General features: G+C 34.6%; 20 protein-coding genes and 5 tRNA genes. 21 read left to right on the top strand and 4 right to left on the bottom strand.

Going from position 1 to position 20,299, the window contains the following annotated elements:
* Positions 1 to 54: 54 nt before the first annotated feature.
* From RQM59_RS13155 to uvrA, 4 genes are all read right to left on the bottom strand, one after another.
* Positions 55 to 2,790 carry a gluzincin family metallopeptidase gene (locus RQM59_RS13155; RefSeq protein WP_349242582.1) on the bottom strand — a complete coding sequence of 912 codons (2,736 nt, stop codon included), beginning with the start codon at positions 2,788 to 2,790 and terminating at the stop codon, positions 55 to 57.
* Between the two features lie 75 nt (positions 2,791 to 2,865).
* On the bottom strand, positions 2,866 to 4,170 hold the full coding sequence (locus RQM59_RS13150; protein ID WP_349242581.1) for a T9SS type A sorting domain-containing protein: 1,305 nt from the start codon (positions 4,168 to 4,170) through the stop codon (positions 2,866 to 2,868).
* A gap of 12 nt (positions 4,171 to 4,182) precedes the next feature.
* A complete protein-coding gene (locus RQM59_RS13145) occupies positions 4,183 to 4,890 on the bottom strand; it encodes an LOG family protein (RefSeq protein WP_349242580.1) in 708 nt (235 codons plus the stop codon).
* A 45-nt stretch (positions 4,891 to 4,935) separates the two neighbouring features.
* Positions 4,936 to 7,761, bottom strand: a complete 2,826-nt coding sequence (gene uvrA / locus RQM59_RS13140) for an excinuclease ABC subunit UvrA (RefSeq protein ID WP_349242579.1) — start codon at positions 7,759 to 7,761, stop codon at positions 4,936 to 4,938.
* Positions 7,762 to 7,870: 109 nt separating this feature from the next.
* Here uvrA and RQM59_RS13135 point away from each other — a divergent pair, with 109 nt between their 5' ends.
* From RQM59_RS13135 to rplL, 21 genes are all read left to right on the top strand, one after another.
* Complete coding sequence (locus tag RQM59_RS13135) at positions 7,871 to 8,098, top strand: PspC domain-containing protein (protein ID WP_349242578.1); 228 nt, start codon at positions 7,871 to 7,873, stop codon at positions 8,096 to 8,098.
* On the top strand, positions 8,098 to 9,096 hold the full coding sequence (locus RQM59_RS13130; protein WP_349242577.1) for a potassium channel family protein: 999 nt from the start codon (positions 8,098 to 8,100) through the stop codon (positions 9,094 to 9,096). Before RQM59_RS13135 ends, RQM59_RS13130 begins: the two co-directional genes overlap by 1 nt.
* Positions 9,096 to 9,995 carry an SDR family oxidoreductase gene (locus tag RQM59_RS13125; protein WP_349242576.1) on the top strand — a complete coding sequence of 300 codons (900 nt, stop codon included), beginning with the start codon at positions 9,096 to 9,098 and terminating at the stop codon, positions 9,993 to 9,995. The genes RQM59_RS13130 and RQM59_RS13125 overlap by 1 nt, the downstream gene beginning before the upstream one ends.
* Before the next feature lie 86 nt (positions 9,996 to 10,081).
* Entirely contained in the window at positions 10,082 to 11,668 is a 1,587-nt protein-coding gene (locus RQM59_RS13120) for an alanine/glycine:cation symporter family protein (RefSeq protein WP_349242575.1), read from the top strand.
* A 49-nt stretch (positions 11,669 to 11,717) separates the two neighbouring features.
* Entirely contained in the window at positions 11,718 to 12,617 is a 900-nt protein-coding gene (locus tag RQM59_RS13115) for a ComEA family DNA-binding protein (RefSeq protein WP_349242574.1), read from the top strand.
* Between the two features lie 18 nt (positions 12,618 to 12,635).
* Positions 12,636 to 13,802 (top strand): acyl-CoA dehydrogenase family protein, encoded by a 1,167-nt coding sequence (locus tag RQM59_RS13110; RefSeq protein WP_349242573.1) that lies wholly within the window; start codon positions 12,636 to 12,638, stop codon positions 13,800 to 13,802.
* 92 nt (positions 13,803 to 13,894) lie between these two features.
* On the top strand, positions 13,895 to 14,092 hold the full coding sequence (gene rpsU, locus RQM59_RS13105) for a 30S ribosomal protein S21 (RefSeq protein ID WP_349242572.1): 198 nt from the start codon (positions 13,895 to 13,897) through the stop codon (positions 14,090 to 14,092).
* A 97-nt stretch (positions 14,093 to 14,189) separates the two neighbouring features.
* Positions 14,190 to 15,083 (top strand): tyrosine-type recombinase/integrase, encoded by an 894-nt coding sequence (locus RQM59_RS13100; protein ID WP_349242571.1) that lies wholly within the window; start codon positions 14,190 to 14,192, stop codon positions 15,081 to 15,083.
* Positions 15,080 to 15,388 carry a ribosome hibernation-promoting factor, HPF/YfiA family gene (gene hpf / locus RQM59_RS13095; protein ID WP_349242570.1) on the top strand — a complete coding sequence of 103 codons (309 nt, stop codon included), beginning with the start codon at positions 15,080 to 15,082 and terminating at the stop codon, positions 15,386 to 15,388. The genes RQM59_RS13100 and hpf overlap by 4 nt, the downstream gene beginning before the upstream one ends.
* A 96-nt stretch (positions 15,389 to 15,484) precedes the next feature.
* Positions 15,485 to 15,558, top strand: a tRNA-Thr gene (locus RQM59_RS13090).
* A 41-nt stretch (positions 15,559 to 15,599) separates the two neighbouring features.
* Positions 15,600 to 15,681 (top strand) — tRNA-Tyr (locus RQM59_RS13085).
* Positions 15,682 to 15,695: 14 nt separating this feature from the next.
* Positions 15,696 to 15,768: transfer RNA gene (locus RQM59_RS13080), tRNA-Gly, on the top strand.
* Positions 15,769 to 15,783: 15 nt separating this feature from the next.
* Positions 15,784 to 15,856 (top strand) — tRNA-Thr (locus RQM59_RS13075).
* A 59-nt stretch (positions 15,857 to 15,915) separates the two neighbouring features.
* Positions 15,916 to 17,103 (top strand): elongation factor Tu, encoded by a 1,188-nt coding sequence (gene tuf, locus RQM59_RS13070; RefSeq protein WP_349242569.1) that lies wholly within the window; start codon positions 15,916 to 15,918, stop codon positions 17,101 to 17,103.
* Between the two features lie 76 nt (positions 17,104 to 17,179).
* Positions 17,180 to 17,252: transfer RNA gene (locus RQM59_RS13065), tRNA-Trp, on the top strand.
* An 18-nt stretch (positions 17,253 to 17,270) separates the two neighbouring features.
* Entirely contained in the window at positions 17,271 to 17,468 is a 198-nt protein-coding gene (gene secE, locus RQM59_RS13060; RefSeq protein ID WP_349242568.1) for a preprotein translocase subunit SecE, read from the top strand.
* Positions 17,469 to 17,470: 2 nt separating this feature from the next.
* The gene (nusG, locus tag RQM59_RS13055; RefSeq protein WP_349242567.1) at positions 17,471 to 18,019 is read left to right on the top strand and encodes a transcription termination/antitermination protein NusG; all 549 of its coding nucleotides are present in this window, start codon (positions 17,471 to 17,473) and stop codon (positions 18,017 to 18,019) included.
* A 75-nt stretch (positions 18,020 to 18,094) separates the two neighbouring features.
* Entirely contained in the window at positions 18,095 to 18,532 is a 438-nt protein-coding gene (rplK, locus tag RQM59_RS13050; RefSeq protein WP_349242566.1) for a 50S ribosomal protein L11, read from the top strand.
* Positions 18,533 to 18,553: 21 nt separating this feature from the next.
* On the top strand, positions 18,554 to 19,243 hold the full coding sequence (rplA, locus tag RQM59_RS13045) for a 50S ribosomal protein L1 (protein ID WP_349242565.1): 690 nt from the start codon (positions 18,554 to 18,556) through the stop codon (positions 19,241 to 19,243).
* A gap of 21 nt (positions 19,244 to 19,264) precedes the next feature.
* A complete protein-coding gene (gene rplJ, locus RQM59_RS13040) occupies positions 19,265 to 19,780 on the top strand; it encodes a 50S ribosomal protein L10 (RefSeq protein ID WP_349242564.1) in 516 nt (171 codons plus the stop codon).
* A 50-nt stretch (positions 19,781 to 19,830) separates the two neighbouring features.
* Positions 19,831 to 20,208 carry a 50S ribosomal protein L7/L12 gene (rplL, locus tag RQM59_RS13035; RefSeq protein ID WP_349242563.1) on the top strand — a complete coding sequence of 126 codons (378 nt, stop codon included), beginning with the start codon at positions 19,831 to 19,833 and terminating at the stop codon, positions 20,206 to 20,208.
* Positions 20,209 to 20,299 lie beyond the last annotated feature (91 nt).

The following is a 20,299-nucleotide window of genomic DNA, read 5'->3' as shown; positions in this document are numbered from 1 at the left end:
TTTACTGAGGATAATTCAATAAAAATGATGAAAAATGACAAAAGAGTACGAATTCTATAAAAAACCTCGTCTAAAAAAGTTAAAAATTGCTCTTGGGTTTGCAGTTAGCACAAATCTAATCTTCTTAGGATAGGCATGTTGTCCTACTTCCCAGCCATTATTTGAGTATAATGGGAAATATAATTCGAAGATATTGTGTACAAAATTAAGTCTAATCCCACTTTCATAAGCAAAGTACACTTGATCGCCTCGATTTTTCAAAAAAGCAACATCATTATATATTTCGAGCCAACGCCATAATCCAATATTTGAATTAAAAGAAAGCATAAATTGATTAGCAAAGCGAGTAGGTAGTACGGATTTAAATCCACCTTCTGCCAATATAAATTGCTGACTAAAAATACCTGAATTCTCAGATCTCCCTATATAATTCAATTGGAACAAATAATCATTAGCCCTATCCAAACCAAAACTAAAATAATCGCCATCAGAGTTATTGGTAAGAAAAGCTCCTGCATATAGTCGAAAATCGAGTTGCGTATTTCTATCAGTTAAACTTCTGAAACGAAATTCTGCGATGGCTTTAGAGAACTTACTACCTATTTCTGTACTAAGGTTGTATTTAAAACCACTAATAATGTTTGGATTATTATAGAAGTAACTTAATCGAAAAATACTATACTTATCTTGGTCGGTTTTAACAACTCCGGGAGCTACTTCTTTGTCAACATTAAAAAGTCGTGCTGATAATACCCGCACTCCAGCGTCTCTTAGTGTTTTTCTTTTGAACTCAACACTGACGCTTTGGTTAAATGAATTATAAGCCAAATCAGGAGCATAATGTAAATTACTTCCGCTTATGGAATAGGTCATCCTGTAGATGCTTGTCTTTTCAAAGTATTGGTAATATCTTGTGTAAAAAGTACCTGTTAGTGAATTACTCTTTGTTCCGTAAGATGGTGTAAAACTGAACTGCAAGTTTCGAGTTAAAACTGGCTTATTATGTAACTTCATTCCTAGTAAAACTCCATCATAGAAATTATACTTTACATCTGGTTGATAAAACAATTGATTATAATAGGAATCATTAACATCTTTAATAAATGTAAGTTTCAAAGGCTTATTAAAAAGCCCACCTTTTAAACTTTTAGAATTATCTATGGTATTATGTTCAGGATACGTATTTTCGAAATTCAATGATAATCGATCAAAGTTCCCTTTTGCAATACGAATTGTTTTCGTGCTATCAATATTGGTAAGCCATTTTTTGAAAACAACTTTTTTGTCTTTGATTCCGTATAATGCAATCGGAGCGGTAATATTTCTTTTATTTTTAATGGTCACATCAATAGAATCTCCTACGATAATCGTTTTTTTAATAGTATAATCAATTTTTTTATTCGTGGTAATATAATCTCCGAAAAACCAGTTTACATCCTTTTCAGTTTTACTCCTAACAATATCTGCAAACGACTTGCTATTTGTTATTTTAAGATTATTTTTCAGGTAAAATTCTTGAATAGAATTTCGAATAATATCTTTGTTTAGGTAGTCTTCGAGATACCGCAATCCAAGTCCAGCCTTATATTTATTAACAATCTTTCTGTTGAAATTTGAAAGAGAATCTGCTTGTGTGGTTAAGGACTGATCTAGAAATTTTCGCGAACTGAACTGATAGATAAAAGGATATTTATCGTTGAATTTTAATTTGGCAAAATTGAAACTTCGTACTCCCCATACTTTAGAAAGATTTCCTAATAAGTTCACTTCTGGGTAGTATTTCTCTGCATACTCCATCATTAAGTAATACTGTATTCCATTTACTAACCAATAGTCGGTTCTGTTATTAAGCAATAATGTGTTCTCTATATATTTTTTTGTAATTGCTTTAAACATGGTCATGTCCCATTTAAAAACATCAGAAAAAGGGCGTAAAAAGTTAGGTAATTGGTTTAGGCCGTAGATAGGATTTTTGCTTTGTGTGATTCTGTCAATAAACAACTCTTTATGAGGATATTTTCCGAGATATTTTTCGATAAATAGAAGCTCTCTATTCAAAATGGATGTTCCTAGTGGTTGTGCAATACTAGTATTTGTAATATCAGTTTTCACATGGACACGGTCGGTTTTGAAAGAACTGAATTTTGCCGCTTTATCAATGCTTAAAATAATGTCTTTCTTCTTCTTTCCAATTAGAAAATACTCTTTTCTTTCTCCTTTTTTGATTTCGTCATATTGATAAAGGTTGCTTTCCAAAGTATAGATATTGGGAATACTTATTTCAATTTGAAAGTCAGATATGTCAGAATATAGATCGTCAATGTTTAGATTGCTCATAATATTCCACCCATTCTGAAAAACGGCAGGAGTTAAATACCAAAAGCGTAAATGATATCCTTCTACATTTTTTCCATATCCGGTAAACTTAGCGTTCGGAAGTTTGACAGTATATGAAGCTGTTATCGTAACAGAATCTTTTGGAAGAAGCACTTTTTTTAGATTGATCTTTATAATGTCGATCTGATCATCTAATTCTTTGAAATCCGCAGTTTCATAATTAACAGAAAGGTTTAAAATATCCGAAAACCCTCGGTCTTCTGCTTTTGCAAAGTACAGGGTTTTCTTGTAATCTTCTATAAAACGTTGCGACAGTTTTGTTTTGTTGTTTTTATAGCTGTTAGACCAATTGTGAAGATATACTTCATTAAGTGCTTGATCAGATTTGTTATAGAAAACAATGTCTTGCTGAATGGTTAAAATGGCATTCTTGTCATCTAATGAAGCTTTCATTTTTATCTTGTTCTCCTGAGCCTTCATAGCCAAGGAAAAAAGTAAAAAGCAAGATATTTTAAAAATTGACTTCAATTAGATCTTTAAGAATTTAATGGGTTTTAACTGGTTTCCAGCCCTAATATAATATACACCTTTCGATAAATGACTAACATCTAAGCGAATAATGCTCAAATCTTGTAGGCTCTCTCGCTGTAATAGTTGTCCCATTTGGTTATAGATACTTACTCTATGGACGCTAAAAGATGGTTCGACGTTAATTTCCAGAAAATCATCTACAACATTCGAGCCAATAAAAGAGATAGGATTTTCGACACTAGCAAGGCTTAAGGTATTGCTAGGGGTCTCGATTTCCATAATAACTGGTAGGTGGTCACTAAATTCGATTAATGCATTTCGAATAGCTTGACTGTAGGTACCATTACAGTTAGTATTGCTTATATATGAGTTGTAGCAATTACCATTATTTCCATAAGCCTTATAACTGTTGTTAACATAAAATAGATTTGAACTCGTATTAAAATTCTCAGACATCATAATGAAATCAAATCGATCGTCTAAACCTCCCGTTGCACCGCTATCATCTATGAGTCCAGTATTACTAGTTCTTGTAGATTGTGTATGTATATCGGCAAAGGCATTACTCCTCCAGAAATAATTAATATTGTAATGGTCTGGATCGAAATAATCTGTACCGTCATTTGGAAAGGGCTGTGCCGGCCTATCGATAGGATCTATCATTACAATAGGATTCGAATTATCAGTTAGCCGAACATAAGCTTCTTCATTACTAGTATATAGATTAAAATCACCAGCGAATAACACATAACTATCTGTAGGCATGCTAAAAAGTTCACCTACGAATTCATCGACTGAACTCAATCGAAGTTGTCTATTAGTATTTCCGGTCGAAGCCTTTAAATGTGTTACAAATACTTCTATTTTAATCGGATTAGTATCTGCATCTACCGTATTTATTTTGAAGGTGTATTGATTAATATCTCTAACATTTGTAGTGATGATATTGCTAGACTCCAGGATCAATTTTTTAGAATTATAATACACCATCTGCTGCAGCCCTGATGCGGCTGACTGACTTATCTCAAATGTTGCTTTGGCAAAATCTGGATTTGACGCTAGAACTGCATTATTATAAAGGTAATCCGAACCTTGAACATTTATGAGTTCACATACCATAAACAGATCTGGTTGAATATCATCCAAAACTGTTTTTAGATGTACCGTTTTATTCTGACTAACCACTGAATTGGAATAATTCAATAAATTATAGAACATGGTTTTTATTCGTGTCTGTCCATGTGTATGAAGAACAAATATGAATAAAAAAGCAACAGCTCCTATTTTATGTAATCTCCTCAAGAAAAACATATATTAGAAGTTCGGCTTCAAGCTATATTTAGTATAGAATTTGTTCAAGTGTTCTATAGCCTCATCAGCAGTATCTACAATTCTAAATAGTTTAAGATCTTTTTCGCTAATGTTACCTTCCGCAAGTAAGGTGTTTTTGATCCAGTCAATCAAACCGCTCCAAAAACTCTTACCTACTAAGACGATTGGGAAACGTCCAATTTTGTTGGTTTGAATTAATGTAATTGCTTCAAATAGTTCATCTAATGTTCCAAAACCTCCTGGCATTACAATAAACCCTTGTGAGTATTTTACAAACATAACTTTACGAACAAAGAAGTAATCAAATTCTAAATTTTTATCACTGTCTATCCATGGATTATCGTGTTGTTCAAAAGGTAATTCTATATTCAAGCCTACTGAAGTTCCTTTTCCTTTATGGGCACCTTTGTTCCCTGCTTCCATAATACCTGGACCACCACCGGTGATTACCCCATACCCGTTTTGAGTTAACTTAAATGCAACTTCTTCTGCTAATTTATAATACGGGTCTTCTGGTTTTGTTCTTGCAGATCCGAAAATAGAAACACAAGGCCCTATTTTGCTTAATTTTTCATATCCATCAACAAATTCTGACATGATCTTAAAAATGGCCCAAGAGTCATTTGTTTTAATTTCATTCCATGTCTTTTGTTGTAGTTTTTCTCTAATTTTTCTGTCGTCATTCGTCATAATCTGCTATAATTTTAATAGTTAATTTTTAATTTAGTGCAAAGGCTAAATTAGTTCTTTTTTTAGAAATTTAGCGGTATAACTGGTTTTATGTTTAATAACTTGCTCAGGTGTACCTGTACATAAAACTTGCCCGCCTTTTTTTCCACCTTCCATACCAATATCGATTATATAGTCGGCTAATTTCACCACATCTAAATTATGTTCTATAATCAGAACGGTATTTCCTTTGTCGGTTAATTTATTTAAGACTTCCATTAATACTCTAATATCTTCAAAATGTAAACCTGTAGTAGGTTCATCTAAAATATAAAAAGTATTTCCTGTATCTCTTTTAGATAGCTCAGATGCCAGTTTAATCCGTTGCGCTTCACCTCCAGAAAGGGTAGTTGATTGCTGACCTAAGGTGATATACCCTAATCCAACATCTTGAATAGTCTTTAACTTTCTGTGAATTTTCGGAATGCTCTCGAAAAAGTTAACAGCATCGTTAATAGTCATGTTTAGGATATCAGAAATAGATTTGCCCTTGTATCTAATCTCTAGCGTTTCTCTGTTAAATCGTTTCCCTTGACAAGTTTCACATTCTACATGTACGTCTGGTAAGAAGTTCATTTCAATCACCCGAACACCACCACCTTGACAAGTTTCACATCTACCTCCTTTTACATTAAAAGAAAAACGACCAGGTTTATATCCTCTAATAGCCGCCTCAGGAGTTTTTGCAAATAAACTTCTTATTTCACTAAATACTCCAGTGTATGTTGCTGGATTAGAACGAGGAGTTCGTCCTATAGGGGACTGATCGATATCGATTACTTTGTCAATATGCTCAATCCCTTTTATACTTTTATAAGGCATAGGTTTTTTTACACCTCTATAAATATGTGCATTTAGTATGGGGTATAATGTTTCATTAATCAATGTAGACTTCCCACTTCCTGAAACTCCAGTTACACATATCATTTTTCCCAATGGGAATGTTACTGATACATTCTTTAAGTTGTTTCCGGAAGCTCCCGAGATTTTAATGGACTTTCCATTTCCTTTTCTTCTCTTTTTTGGAACTGCAATTTCTCTTTTGTTTGTTAAATAGTCTGCAGTTAGTGTACTATGACTTTTCAGGTCTTCAAAAGTACCTTCACTAACAATTTCTCCACCATGTCTTCCTGCACCAGGACCTATGTCCAAAACAAAATCGGCATGCTCTATCATATCCTTATCATGTTCAACTACTAATACGGAGTTTCCGATATCTCTTAATTTAACCAGTGAGTCTATGAGTTTTTGATTATCTCTTTGATGAAGTCCAATACTCGGTTCATCCAAAATGTACAATACGCCTACCAATTGCGAACCGATTTGTGTAGCCAAACGGATACGCTGTGCTTCGCCACCCGACAGAGACTTTGAGGTTCTGTCCAATGTTAAATAATCCAAACCAACATCTAACAAAAATTGAATCCTCGTTCTGATTTCTTTCAAGATTTCAGTAGCAATAGTACGCTGCTTTTCTGTAAGTTTTTGATCGATTTCTCGAAACCAATCTGCCAACTCGTTAATGTCAAACTGAGCTAATTCAGAAATGTTCTTCTCTACTATCTTAAAGTGTAAGCTTTCTTTCTTTAGACGTTTTCCTTCACATACAGAGCATGCTACTTCGTCCATAAAACCTTTTGCCCATCTTTTGATGGAAGTGCTTTCACTATTCTTATATTGACTTGAAATGAACGCGTTGATCCCTTCAAAATCAATCTCATAATTTCTGCTTACACCAGCTGCTTTGGATTGGACAGTAAACTTTTCATTCCCGCCGTTTAAAATAATATCCATCGCTTCTTTAGGAATCGTTTTTACGGGATCATTTAGTTTAAACTTATATCTATCTGCAATTAGCTGAAGTTGTTTAAAGATCCAGCTATTTTTTTGCTCTCCTAGCGGAGCAATTCCACCATTATTAATGGAGATGGAGTTGTCTGGAATTACCTTTAAAGGATTTATTTCATTGGTAACACCTAATCCATTACAGTTAGCGCATGCACCTTTTGGTGAATTAAAGGAAAATGTATTGGGTTCGGGATTTGGATAAGCGATTCCTGTTGTTGGACACATCAATTCTCTACTAAAATACCGAGGTTCGTTTGCATCCAGATCAATAACCATTAAAATATTGTTACCAGTATATAAAGCAGTTTTAATAGTTTCTTCAAGTCTTTTTTCAGCATTATCATTAATAATAACTCTATCAATAACTACCTCTATGTCATGCGTTTTATATCGATCCAATCGCATACCTTTTTCGATTTCTCGAATTTCCCCATCCACTCTTACCCGAACAAAGCCTTGTTTTCCAATCTGTTCGAACAGCTCGCGATAATGTCCTTTTCTAGATTTTACCAGAGGAGCTAAAACTGCGATCTTTTTATCTTTAAAATCGTTTAAGATGAGGTTCTTTATATGCTCATCAGAATAGCTTACCATTTTCTCACCTGTATTGTAAGAATATGCATCACCAGCTCTAGAATAAAGTAATCGTAAGAAGTCATAAATTTCTGTAATGGTACCTACTGTAGAACGAGGGCTTTTATTGGTTGTTTTTTGCTCTATAGAAATTACAGGAGAAAGACCATCTATTTTGTCTACATCTGGTCGTTCTAATCCACCCAAAAATTGTCGTGCATAGGCGGAAAAAGTTTCTATATAACGACGTTGCCCTTCTGCATAAATAGTATCGAATGCCAAGGAAGATTTACCACTACCGCTTAAACCAGTAATAACTACCAATTTCTCTCTTGGAATCTTAACATCTATGTTCTTTAAATTGTGAGCTCTAGCTCCAAAAACTTCAATATAATCTTGTTCTTCTAGCATTGGAAAAATTGGAAAAACGCAAAGTTACACAATCCAATCTTATTTTTGGTTAAAATCATGGGAGCAAAATCATGATAAAATGCTAACTTGCAGTTTTATAAAACAAGGTATGAAGTTTGTAGATTCGGTACGACATTTTTTTGAGAGAAATGGATTCCATGTATCTTCTAGGTTTGCGGATAGATTGGGTATGAGAACTATAAATGTTCGCCTGTTTTTTATCTATATCTCATTCATCACAGTGGGGTTGTCTTTTGGATTTTATTTGACGCTTGCGTTTTTGCTGAAACTAAAAGATTTGATCTACACCAAAAGAAACTCCGTTTTTGATTTATAATGAACTTGTTTAGATCCAAATTACAGAAGGCAATTATGCTATTAGTTTCGTTGGTTACCATCGGAGTTATTGGATATATGGGGTTGTCAGGCTATTCTTTCGTCGACGCATTGTATATGACTGTCATCACCATATCTACGGTTGGTTTTTCAGAAATCCAACCATTGAACGATGGAGAAAAAATGTTTACCATATTTTTAATCACCACTAGTATTGTTATTTTTGGATATACAGTTTCGGCCTTTACAGAATACATAGTCAGCGGTCAATTATTTAAACAACTAAAATTAAAGAAGGTGCAAAAAACGATAGAGAATTTACACGATCATACCATCATTTGTGGCTTTGGAAGAAATGGTAAACAAGCAATGCTGAAACTTAAGAGTTACAATGAGCAGTTTGTGATCATCGAAAAGGAAGAAAAGGTTATTGATACCATAGAAGGTAAGGAATTTTTATGCATCCAGGGAGATGCAACAACCGACGAAATTCTTATGAGAGCTGGCATTAAAAAAGCTAAAAATTTAATTACCGCTTTACCTTCCGATGCCGACAACTTGTTTGTGGTATTAAGTGCCAGTCAATTAAATAATGAGTGCACTATTATTAGTAGAGCCTCTCTTGAAAGTTCTTATAATAAATTAAAGATAGCTGGTGCAGAAAATGTGATCATGCCAGATAAATTAGGAGGTGATCATATGGCTTCCTTAGTAGTAACTCCGGATGTTATTGATTTTGTAGATCGATTGACGATTGCGGGAGAAACAACTACTAATTTAAAGGAAATAGATATAGATGACTTACCAGAAAAATATGTGCATAAAACAATTCTTGATCTAGATTTAAGAAAGAAAACTGGATGTACGGTTATCGGCTACAAAACACCCGAAAAAGAGTATGTGATTAACCCTGAAGCTTCTACGTTGTTACTTGCTGGGTCAAGTTTAATTGTGTTAGGTAGACCAGAACAAATCAATAAATTAAGAGAGTTTTTTTAATGAAAAAAGTAGTTGTAACTGGGGCGAACGGTCTTTTAGGTCAGACACTCATTAACCTATTGCTAAAAGATAACGGAGCATATGAAGTTTTCGGTGTATCTAGGGGAGCAAACCGTACAGATAGGACTGACTTCACCTATATAGATATTGATATTACAAAACATGATCAACTCCAAAACATAGTGATTAAGTTTGCACCTGACTTTATCGTAAATACCGCTGCTATGACCAATGTAGATGCCTGTGAAGGTCAGAAAGAAGCATGTACTATATTAAATGTGGATGTTGTTAAAAATCTTGCAGAAATATCTGTTAAATCGAATGCTCATTTGATTCATATTTCCACAGATTTTATTTTTGATGGAGAGAAGGGGTATTATAAAGAAACGGATACTCCCAATCCGCTAAGTTATTATGGATGGTCTAAATTAAAGTCGGAGCAAGTATTAGCCAAGTCAAATGCCAGTTATAGTGTTTTAAGAACGATTTTGGTATATGGTTTGGTAAATAACATGTCTAGAAATAACATTGTGCTATGGGTAAAAGATACGTTGGAAAGTGGTAAGGAGATTACTATTGTGGATGATCAATATCGAATGCCTACCTACGTTGAAGATTTAGCAATGGCTTGTAAGATAGCAATGGATAAAAAAGCACAAGGTGTCTATAATATTTCGAGCAACACTTTATTAAGTATCTATGAAATGGTGCTTCAAATTGCTGAGGCATTTCATTTGAATAAAGACTTGGTGAAGCCAATTTCAACAGCAACTTTAAACCAAGTAGCAAAGCGACCACCAAAAACAGGATTCGATTTATCCAAGACAAATAGAGAACTTGGATTTTATCCTAAAAGTTTCCAAGAAGACCTGCAAAGATTTAAGGACAGCTTGATCTAAATGTTACTTTTAACATGTAAATAGTTGTTGGAAGGGCATTTTTTTATGATATTGCGAGTCACTAATTAAAAAAACAACTATTTCTCATGAAGAAAAAACTTCTATCACTACTATTTTTAGTAGTTCCAATGTTAACATTTGCACAGGAAAAAGGGTTAGATCAAAAAATTGATCAAGCTTTTGGGAATGCAACAGGATGGTTTGTGAATTTTATATTTTATCAAATTGATTTTGGAGGTGGAGTAAAAGTTTACTGGGTGCTATTCCCTTTAATCTTAGGAGCAACCTATTTTACTTTCTACTTTAAATTAATAAACTTTAGAGGTTTTTTTACCTCCATTAATATTGTAAGAGGTAAGTACGATGAAATTGATCATCATGAATCTATGGTTGGAGCAGGTGATGCTACACCCGGAGGAGATGCTATTGAGACAATTGCTGTAGAAGGGCATGAAGGGGAGGTTTCTCACTTTCAGGCATTAACAGCAGCTCTTTCTGCTACCGTTGGTTTAGGTAATATTGCTGGAGTTGCAATTGCAGTTTCTATTGGTGGGGCTGGTGCAACATTTTGGATGATTGTTGCCGGTCTTTTAGGGATGGCATCAAAATTTGTAGAATGTACTTTAGGTGTAAAATATAGAGATATTGCTGAGGATGGAACTGTGTACGGAGGCCCTATGTATTATCTTACAAAAGGACTGAAATCTAAAGGACTTGGAAGATTAGGAAAGGTGTTAGCTGCATTGTTCGCAATTTTTGTAATTGGAGGTTCTTTTGGAGGTGGTAACATGTTCCAGGTAAATCAAGCATTTCAATTAGTTGAAAATATTACAGGAGGAGAAGCATCTTTTATACACGGTAAAGGATGGTTGTTCGGATTGGTAATGGCTGTTTTAGTTGGTATTGTGATTATTGGAGGTATTAAGAAAATAGCTAAAGTAACTGACAAGATTGTACCATTTATGGTAGTTATTTATGTAGCAGCGTCTTTATTTGTGATCATTGCTAATTACGATATGATTGGTAGTGCATTTGCACAGATTTTTAATGGTGCATTTAGCCCAGAAGGAGTTGCTGGTGGAGCTATTGGAGTTTTAGTGCAAGGTTTTAGACGTGCGGCATTCTCAAATGAAGCAGGAGTTGGTTCTGCGTCAATTGCGCATTCAGCAGTAAAAACAAAATATGCAGCTTCAGAAGGAATGGTTGCTTTATTAGAACCATTTATTGATACGGTAGTAGTTTGTACAATGACAGCTTTAGTATTAGTTATTACAGGAAATGTAACTTCTGCAAATGCAGGGTTGAATGATGCTCAAGCTATCCTATTAACTTCAGGAGCTTTTGAATCTGCAATTTCATGGTTCCCATACGTGCTTACTGTGGCAGTAGTGTTATTTGCATTTAGTACTATGATTTCTTGGTCTTACTATGGTTTCCAAGGATGGGCGTACTTATTTGGTAGAACTAAAAAAATGGAATACACGTACAAGCTTATTTTCTGTTTATTTGTTGTTGTAGGAGCAGCGGCTAGTTTAGGTTCCGTAATTGGTTTCTCAGATGCAATGATCTTTGCAATGATGGTTCCTAATATGATTGGACTTGTGATATTAGCGCCTAAAGTGAAGAAAGAGTTGTCAAAGTTTATGACGGCAATTAGGACGAGCAAGTCTTAACCTTTTAGCTGAGTTTAAGAATATTTATTGGTTGCTAAGAAAAAGAAAAATGAAAAAATTAAGATCCCATTTCTGGTATAATAAAAACCAACGAAATGGGATCTTTTGTTTATTGCTAATCATTATCGTGCTTCAGGTAGTTTATGTTACAATCGATTTTTCTGGAGATACCTATGACGTAAATACCAAAGAATTAGCACTTTTTGAAAAACAATTTGATAGTTTAAATGAGTTGCGATTAGAGAAAAAGAAGTTTAAACTGTACCCTTTCAACCCCAATTACATAACCGATTATAAAGGATATCAATTAGGAATGTCCATTAAAGAGATTGATCGATTGTTGGCTTATCGAAAAATAGGAAAGTTTGTTAACTCAAAAAAGGAATTTCAACAAGTTACTAAAATTTCGGATTCGTTGTTAATAGAAATAGCGCCGTACTTTAAATTTCCAGATTGGGTTGTAAAAAGACAGGCTGAACTAGAAAAAGGAAAACATCAATTTGTTAAGAAGGAAGATATTTTGCCGCATGCTTCCGATTATGTGATATCGTCTACAGATATAAACGAAGCCACTATTGATGATTTTCAATCTATTAATGGAGTAGGGGAAACGTTATCTGAACGAATACTAAAGTATAGGAATAAGTTACAGGGATTTACCTACAATGATCAATTATTTGAGGTTTGGAATTTAAAACAAGAAACGGCTCAAAAAATCTTAGCTGTTTTTAAGGTAAAAGAAAAACCTTTGATTAAAAAGATAAATGTCAACACAGCATCTTTTAAAGAGGTGCTGGCAATTCCGTATATCGATTATGAACTCTGTAAGAAGATATTTGAATTGAGAGACGAAGTGGCAGAACTTCAAGATATTGCAGAATTGAAAAATATAGAGGGGTTTCCTTTAGAAAAATACAATAGAATAGTCTTATATTTGCTAGCTCAATAAATAAATAACAAATAGTAGATGGCAAGTATGTATTTTACCGAGGAACATGAAGCGTTCAGAGAAAGTTTTCGCGATTTTTTACATAAGGAAGTAGTACCACATATCGAAAAGTGGGAACAAACTGGAAATATTGAAAGATTCATTTGGTCCAAGTTTGGAGAAATGGGGTATTTCGGAATTAGCTACCCTGAAGCTTATGGTGGGTTAGATCTAGATATCTTTTATATGGTGATCTTCCTGGAGGAACTTCAGAAGATAAACTCGGGAGGTTTTGCTGCAGCTATGTGGGCACATGTGTATTTAGCTATGACACATTTAAACAAAGAAGGAGATGATGATATAAAACGTGAATATTTGACACCAAGTATTAATGGTGATAAAATTGGCTGTTTGTGTATTACTGAACCTTTCGGAGGATCGGATGTTGCGGGAATGAGATCGACTGCTGTTAAAAAGGGTGACACCTATATTATTAATGGATCGAAAACATTTATTACTAATGGGGTGTATTCTGATTACCTAATAGTTGCTGCCAAAACAAATCCAGATGAGAAACATAAAGGGATGAGTATGTTTGTTATCGATAGAGATACGCCAGGGATATCTGCTACTAAGTTAGATAAGTTAGGATGGAGAGCTTCCGATACTGGAGAAATTGCTTTTGATAATGTGGTTGTGCCAGCGAAGAATTTAATGGGAGAAGAAGGGAAAGGTTTTCCTTATATCATGCAACATTTTGCTTTGGAACGATTGTTAATGGGAATCAATGCACATGCAAGAGCAGAATATGCGATTGAGTATGCACTACAATATATGTCAGAAAGAGAGGCTTTTGGAAAAAGTATAGATCAATTTCAGGCATTAAGACATAAGATTGCTGAAATGGCAAGTGAAGTAGAGGTGTGTAAGGAGTTTAATTATTCTGTGGCAAAAAGGTTAGGAAATGGAGGGTATGTTGTTAAGGAAGCTAGTATGTCTAAGTTAATTTCTACTAAAATAGCGGATCAAGTAATCTATGACGCCTTGCAAATGTTAGGAGGATATGGCTATATGGAAGAATATCCATTGGCACGTTTATCCAGAGATAGTAGATTGGGGCCCATTGGTGGAGGTACTTCAGAGATCTTGAAGGAAATTATCGCTAAGATGATTATCGACAAAAAAGAATACAAACCTGCCACTTAAAAAATATTTAAGTTATTAGTTGTCAATTAAAAAAACCTTGTATCTTTGCAGTCCAAATTTAAAAAGACGACATTGAAAGGAGGTGCCAACATATGTTAATTATTCCAGTAAAAGAAGGAGAGAATATCGATAGAGCTTTGAAACGTTTCAAAAGAAAATTTGATCGTACAAAGACCATGAAGAACTTGCGTAATAGAAAGCATTTCACGAAGCCATCGGTTGCAAAGAGAGCACAAAAGATCAAAGCATCTTATGTACAAAGATTAAGAACACAAGAAGAGGTTGGTTAGACTTTTTCTTAAGATATAAAGAAGATCCCATATCAATAATGATATGGGATCTTTGTTTTAGATGAATTCGCTAACTTTGAATAAATGCAATTCGACCATGATCGTTCAATCTTTTTTAGAGTATCTGGCCTTAGAAAGGAAGTATTCTAGCCATACCATTCTGGCGTATAAAAATGACCTTCTTTCTTTTAAAGATTTTTGTGAGGTAGAGTTTGATCAAGAAGATATACAAAATGTAGCCTATGGTCAAATTCGAAGTTGGATTGTTTTATTAGTAGCGCAAGGAATATCTAACAATAGTATTAATAGGAAAGTAAGTTCGCTAAAATCCTTCTATAAGTTTTTACAAAAGACAAAACAAATTGAATTGAACCCTTTAGTAAAGCATAAAGCTTTAAAAGTAGAAAAGAAAGTACAGGTTCCTTTTTCCGTTGATGAAGTCACAAATGTATTAAAAGGTTTTGATGAAGGAGATTTTACAAGTCTTCGTGACAAGTTGATTGTTGAGCTGTTTTACTCAACGGGTATTAGAAGAATAGAATTGGTATCTATCACAATCAGTGCTGTTAATTTTGAAGAGGGAACAATTAAAATATTGGGGAAAAGAAATAAAGAGCGATATGTTCCTTTAATTACACCGGTAATTGAAACACTTCATAGGTATATCAAATTAAGGAAAGAGATTACACATAATAAGGAGCACCTATTTGTAACCGATAAAGGAAACAAAATATATGAAACACTTGTTTATAGAATAATAAATAAGTACTTTAGTAACGTTTCTTCTAAAGTAAAAAAGAGTCCCCATATATTGAGACACTCTTTTGCTACACACTTGTTAAATGGAGGAGCGGATTTAAACTCGGTTAAAGAATTACTAGGACATTCAAGTTTAGCCTCAACACAAGTCTATACCCATAATAGCTTGGATAAAATAAAAAAGGTGTATAATCAAGCTCATCCTAGGAGCAATAAAAAAAATAATTTATGAAAGTATATACTCAATCAATCAACTTTAATGCGTCTTCAGATTTACTGAAGTTCATCGAAAAAAAAATGGAAGCTCTTGTTAAGTTTCATGACAAGATTGTGGATGCAGAGGTTTTTCTAAAAGTAGAAAATACCAGTGATAAAGAAAATAAAATTATTGAGATAAAAATGAATGTGCCAGGTTCTGAATTAATTGTAAAAAAACAAACAAAGTCTTTTGAAGAAGGAATTAGTTTAGGAGCGGAATCGTTAAAAAGACAGCTAAAAAAATCAAAGGAAAAACAAAGAGATTTATTAACCTTATAAATCTTGTAAAAAAGATAACAAAAAGTTTTAGAAATAAAAAAAACTTTATACATTTGCAGTCCGTTAGAAATAACGGGCTGTTTTTTTATGAAAAACGCCGATGTAGCTCAGCTGGCTAGAGCAGCTGATTTGTAATCAGCAGGTCGTGGGTTCGAGTCCCTCCATCGGCTCTAAAAGAACAAAAGGAAGTTCATTAAAATAGTAAATTTAAGGGGAGATACTCAAGCGGCCAACGAGGACGGACTGTAACTCCGTTGTTTTTAACTTCGCAGGTTCGAATCCTGCTCTCCCCACGAATTTACAAATTGCGAGAGTAGCTCAGTTGGTAGAGCGTCAGCCTTCCAAGCTGAATGTCGCCGGTTCGAACCCGGTCTCTCGCTCAAATTTTTTTCCAAGCCGATGTAGCTCAGTTGGTAGAGCGCATCCTTGGTAGGGATGAGGTCACGGGTTCAAATCCCGTCATTGGCTCAAAAAAGTTTATAATTAGACACTAAATATATTTAACTAAGAATTAAAATTAATTAATCATGGCAAAAGCAAATTTTGACCGTTCGAAACCACACTTAAACATTGGTACAATCGGACACGTAGATCACGGAAAGACTACATTAACTGCAGCTATCACAAAAGTTTTGGCGGACGCAGGTTTGTCTGAAGCTAAAGATTTCGATCAAATCGATAATGCTCCAGAAGAAAAAGAAAGAGGTATTACAATTAATACATCTCACGTTGAGTATCAAACAGCAAATCGTCATTACGCACACGTTGACTGTCCTGGTCACGCGGATTACGTAAAGAACATGGTAACTGGTGCTGCTCAAATGGACGGTGCAATTTTAGTTGTTGCTGCTACTGATGGACCAATGCCACAAACTCGTGAGCACATCCTTTTAGGACGTCAGGTAGGAATTCCTCGTATCGTTGTTTTTATGAACAAAGTTGATATGGTTGATGATGAAGAGTTATTAGAGTTAGTAGACATGGAAATTAGAGATTTACTTTCTTTCTATGAGTACGATGGTGATAACGGACCTGTAATCGCTGGTTCTGCTTTAGGAGCTTTAAACGGTGAGCAAAAATGGGTTGATACTGTAATGGAATTAATGGAAGCTGTTGATAGCTGGATTGAAGAGCCATTAAGAGAAGTTGATAAGGACTTCTTAATGCCAATCGAAGATGTATTCTCTATTACTGGTCGTGGTACTGTAGCTACTGGTAGAATTGAAACTGGTATCGCTAATACAGGAGACGCTGTAGATATTATCGGTATGGGAGCTGAGAAATTAGCTTCAACTATTACTGGTATTGAAATGTTCCGTCAAATCTTAGATAGAGGTGAGGCTGGAGATAACGCAGGTATCTTATTAAGAGGTATTGAAAAAACTGATATCAAAAGAGGAATGGTAATCTGTAAGCCAGGTTCTATTACTCCGCATGCTAAGTTTAAAGCTGAGGTATACGTTCTTAAGAAAGAAGAAGGTGGACGTCACACTCCATTCCATAACAACTACCGTCCACAGTTCTACGTACGTACAACTGACGTAACAGGAAACATTAACTTGCCTGATGGAGTTGAAATGGTAATGCCTGGTGATAACTTAACTATTACAGTTGATTTAATCCAACCAATTGCATTAAACTTAGGTTTACGTTTTGCGATCCGTGAAGGTGGTAGAACAGTTGGTGCAGGTCAGGTAACTGAAATTTTAGACTAAGCAATTAGTTTTAAAAATAATATTTAACTATACAAGGTGTCCCGATTTATCGGGACGCCTTTATGAATAAATAGAGACGGGTTTAGCTCAGTTGGTAGAGCACTGGTCTCCAAAACCAGGTGTCGGGAGTTCGAGTCTCTCAACCCGTGCAAAAACAAAATAATAAAATGGGATTTATACAATATATCAAAGATTCTTTTGAAGAGCTAAATAATCACATGACGTGGTATTCTAGAGAGAATGCTCAGAAAACCACTGTTACGGTTGCAGTATTTACCATATTATTTGCGTTAGGTGTTGCTGCTATTGATTTGGTTTTTCAAACAGGATTAGATAATTTTTTCGCAATGTTTAAACCTAATTAATTATGACTGATTCAGTAATGAAATGGTATGTAGTTAGAGCTATCGGAGGACAAGAGAATAAGGTAAAGTCTTATATAGAGACGGAAATTTCTCGTTTAGGTCTTTCTGATTTTGTGAGCAAAGTATTAGTGCCTACAGAGAAAGTAATTCAGATTAGAAATGGAAAGAAGATAAACAAAGAGAAAGTTTATTTTCCAGGATACATTATGGTAGAAGCAAATCTATCTGGAGAGGTTCCTCACGTAATCAAGGCAATTACTGGAGTTATAGGATTTTTAGGTGAAACCAAAGGAGGTGAGCCTGTACCGATGAGAAAATCTGAGGTGAATAGAATGCTAGGTAAAGTTGATGAACTTGCAGTTCAGGACGAAAATATAGCAATTCCTTATACAGTAGGTGAAACGGTGAAAGTTGTAGACGGACCATTTAACGGTTTCGATGGAACTATAGAAAAAGTAAACGAGGAAAAGAGAAAATTAGAAGTTATGGTTAAGATCTTCGGACGTAAAACTCCATTAGAGCTTAGCTATATGCAAGTAGATAAAATATAATTGTTACACAAATATATACCGATGTGTTTTTTAGCTTCCAATTTTAAAATACATCAACTATAAACATTTATTAAAATGGCAAAAGAAGTTAGTAAAGTAGTTAAATTACAAGTAAGGGGAGGCGCAGCGAATCCATCGCCGCCGGTTGGACCCGCTTTAGGTGCTGCTGGTGTTAACATTATGGAGTTCTGTAAGCAGTTTAATGCTAGAACTCAGGATAAACAAGGTAAAGTATTACCAGTTGTTATCACTGTTTATAAAGACAAGTCTTTCGACTTTGTTGTAAAAACACCTCCGGCAGCAGTACAATTAATGGAAGCGGCCAAAATCAAAAAAGGTTCAGGTGAACCAAACAGAAAGAAAGTAGCATCAGTTACTTGGGATCAAATCAGAACGATTGCAGAAGATAAAATGGTAGATTTAAATGCATTTGAGGTTTCTTCAGCAATGAGAATGATCGCAGGTACAGCACGTTCTATGGGATTAACAGTAAAAGGTAATGCACCAGCATAAACTTTATAAAAAACTAGTAAAATGGCAAGATTAACAAAAAAGCAAAAAGAAGCTTACGCTAAATTAGATAGCTCTAAGTCTTACGATATTGAGGCGGCTTCTGCTCTAATCAAAGATATTACTACTGTAAAGTTTGACGCATCTGTAGACCTAGCTATTCGTTTAGGTGTAGATCCTCGTAAAGCCAATCAAATGGTAAGAGGAGTTGTTACACTACCACACGGTACAGGTAAAGATGTAAAAGTGCTTGCATTAGTAACACCAGATAAAGAAGCTGAGGCAGAAGCTGCCGGAGCTGATTATGTTGGTTTAGATGAATACCTTCAGAAAATTAAAGGAGGTTGGACAGACGTAGATGTTATTATTACGATGCCTAGTGTTATGGGTAAATTAGGTCCTTTAGGAAGAGTTTTAGGTCCTAGAGGTTTAATGCCAAACCCAAAAACTGGTACAGTAACTATGGATGTTGCTAAAGCTGTAAAAGATGTAAAAGCTGGTAAAATTGACTTTAAAGTTGATAAGACTGGTATTATACATGCAGCTATAGGTAAAGTATCTTTTGATGCTGATAAGATTGCAGAAAATGCAAACGAATTAGTTCAAACGATTATCAAGTTAAAACCAACAGCGGCGAAAGGAACGTACATAAAAAGTGTTTTTATGTCTAGTACTATGAGCCCAAGTGTTGAAGTTGAGGTAAAATCTGTTTAATAGCAGTTAAAACGTATAATTATGACTAGAGAAGAAAAATCACAAGTAATACAGGATTTAACAGCCACATTAGCAGATACTAATACTATCTACCTAGCAGATATTTCTGGGTTAGATGCATTGACTACTTCAAATTTACGTAGAGCTTGTTTTAAAGCAAACGTAAAATTGGCTGTTGTAAAAAATACATTGCTGTCAAAAGCAATGGAAGCTTCTGATAAGGAGTTTGGAGAATTACAAGATATATTAAAAGGTAATACTTCTTTAATGATTTCTGAAGCTGGTAATGCACCTGCTAAAGTAATCAAAGAGTTCAGAAAAAAATCAGATAAGCCTTTATTAAAAGGAGCTTATGTGGAAGAGGCAGTGTATGTAGGAGACGATCAATTAGATGCTCTTGTAAACATCAAATCTAAAGAAGAACTTATTGGAGATATTATCTCATTATTACAATCGCCTGCTAAGAATGTTGTTTCAGCATTACAATCAGGAGGAGGTAAAATATCTGGTATTCTAAAAACATTATCAGAAAAATAAATTAGCGCACTAATAAACTAAATAATAAAAAATTTTTAAAAACAATTGAAATGGCAGATTTAAAAGATTTCGCAGAACAATTAGTAAACTTAACTGTAAAAGAGGTTACTGAATTAGCTGATATTTTAAAAGACGAGTACGGTATTGAGCCTGCAGCAGCAGCTGTAGCAGTAGCAGGACCAGCAGCAGGTGGTGCTGATGGTGGTGCTGAAGAGCAAACTGAATTCGATGTAATCTTAAAAGCAGCAGGTGGTTCTAAATTAGCTGTAGTAAAGCTAGTTAAAGAATTAACTGGATTAGGATTAAAAGAAGCTAAAGGTATCGTAGATAGCGCACCAGCTCCAATCAAGGAAGGTGTTTCTAAAGACGAGGCTGAAGGTCTTAAAGCTTCATTAGAAGAAGCTGGAGCTGAGGTTGAGCTTAAGTAAGCTCTCCTAGTTTAAACAAATTTAGGTTTAGGTACTAAGAATCTAGCGATTCTTAGACCTAAACCATTTTGTGTATATATTCGTTCTTTAT

The sequence above is a fragment of the Asprobacillus argus genome (assembly GCF_032248395.1).
In the GTDB taxonomy this organism is placed as follows: domain Bacteria; phylum Bacteroidota; class Bacteroidia; order Flavobacteriales; family Flavobacteriaceae; genus Polaribacter; species Polaribacter argus.
This window is presented reverse-complemented; position numbering and strand designations above follow the sequence as displayed.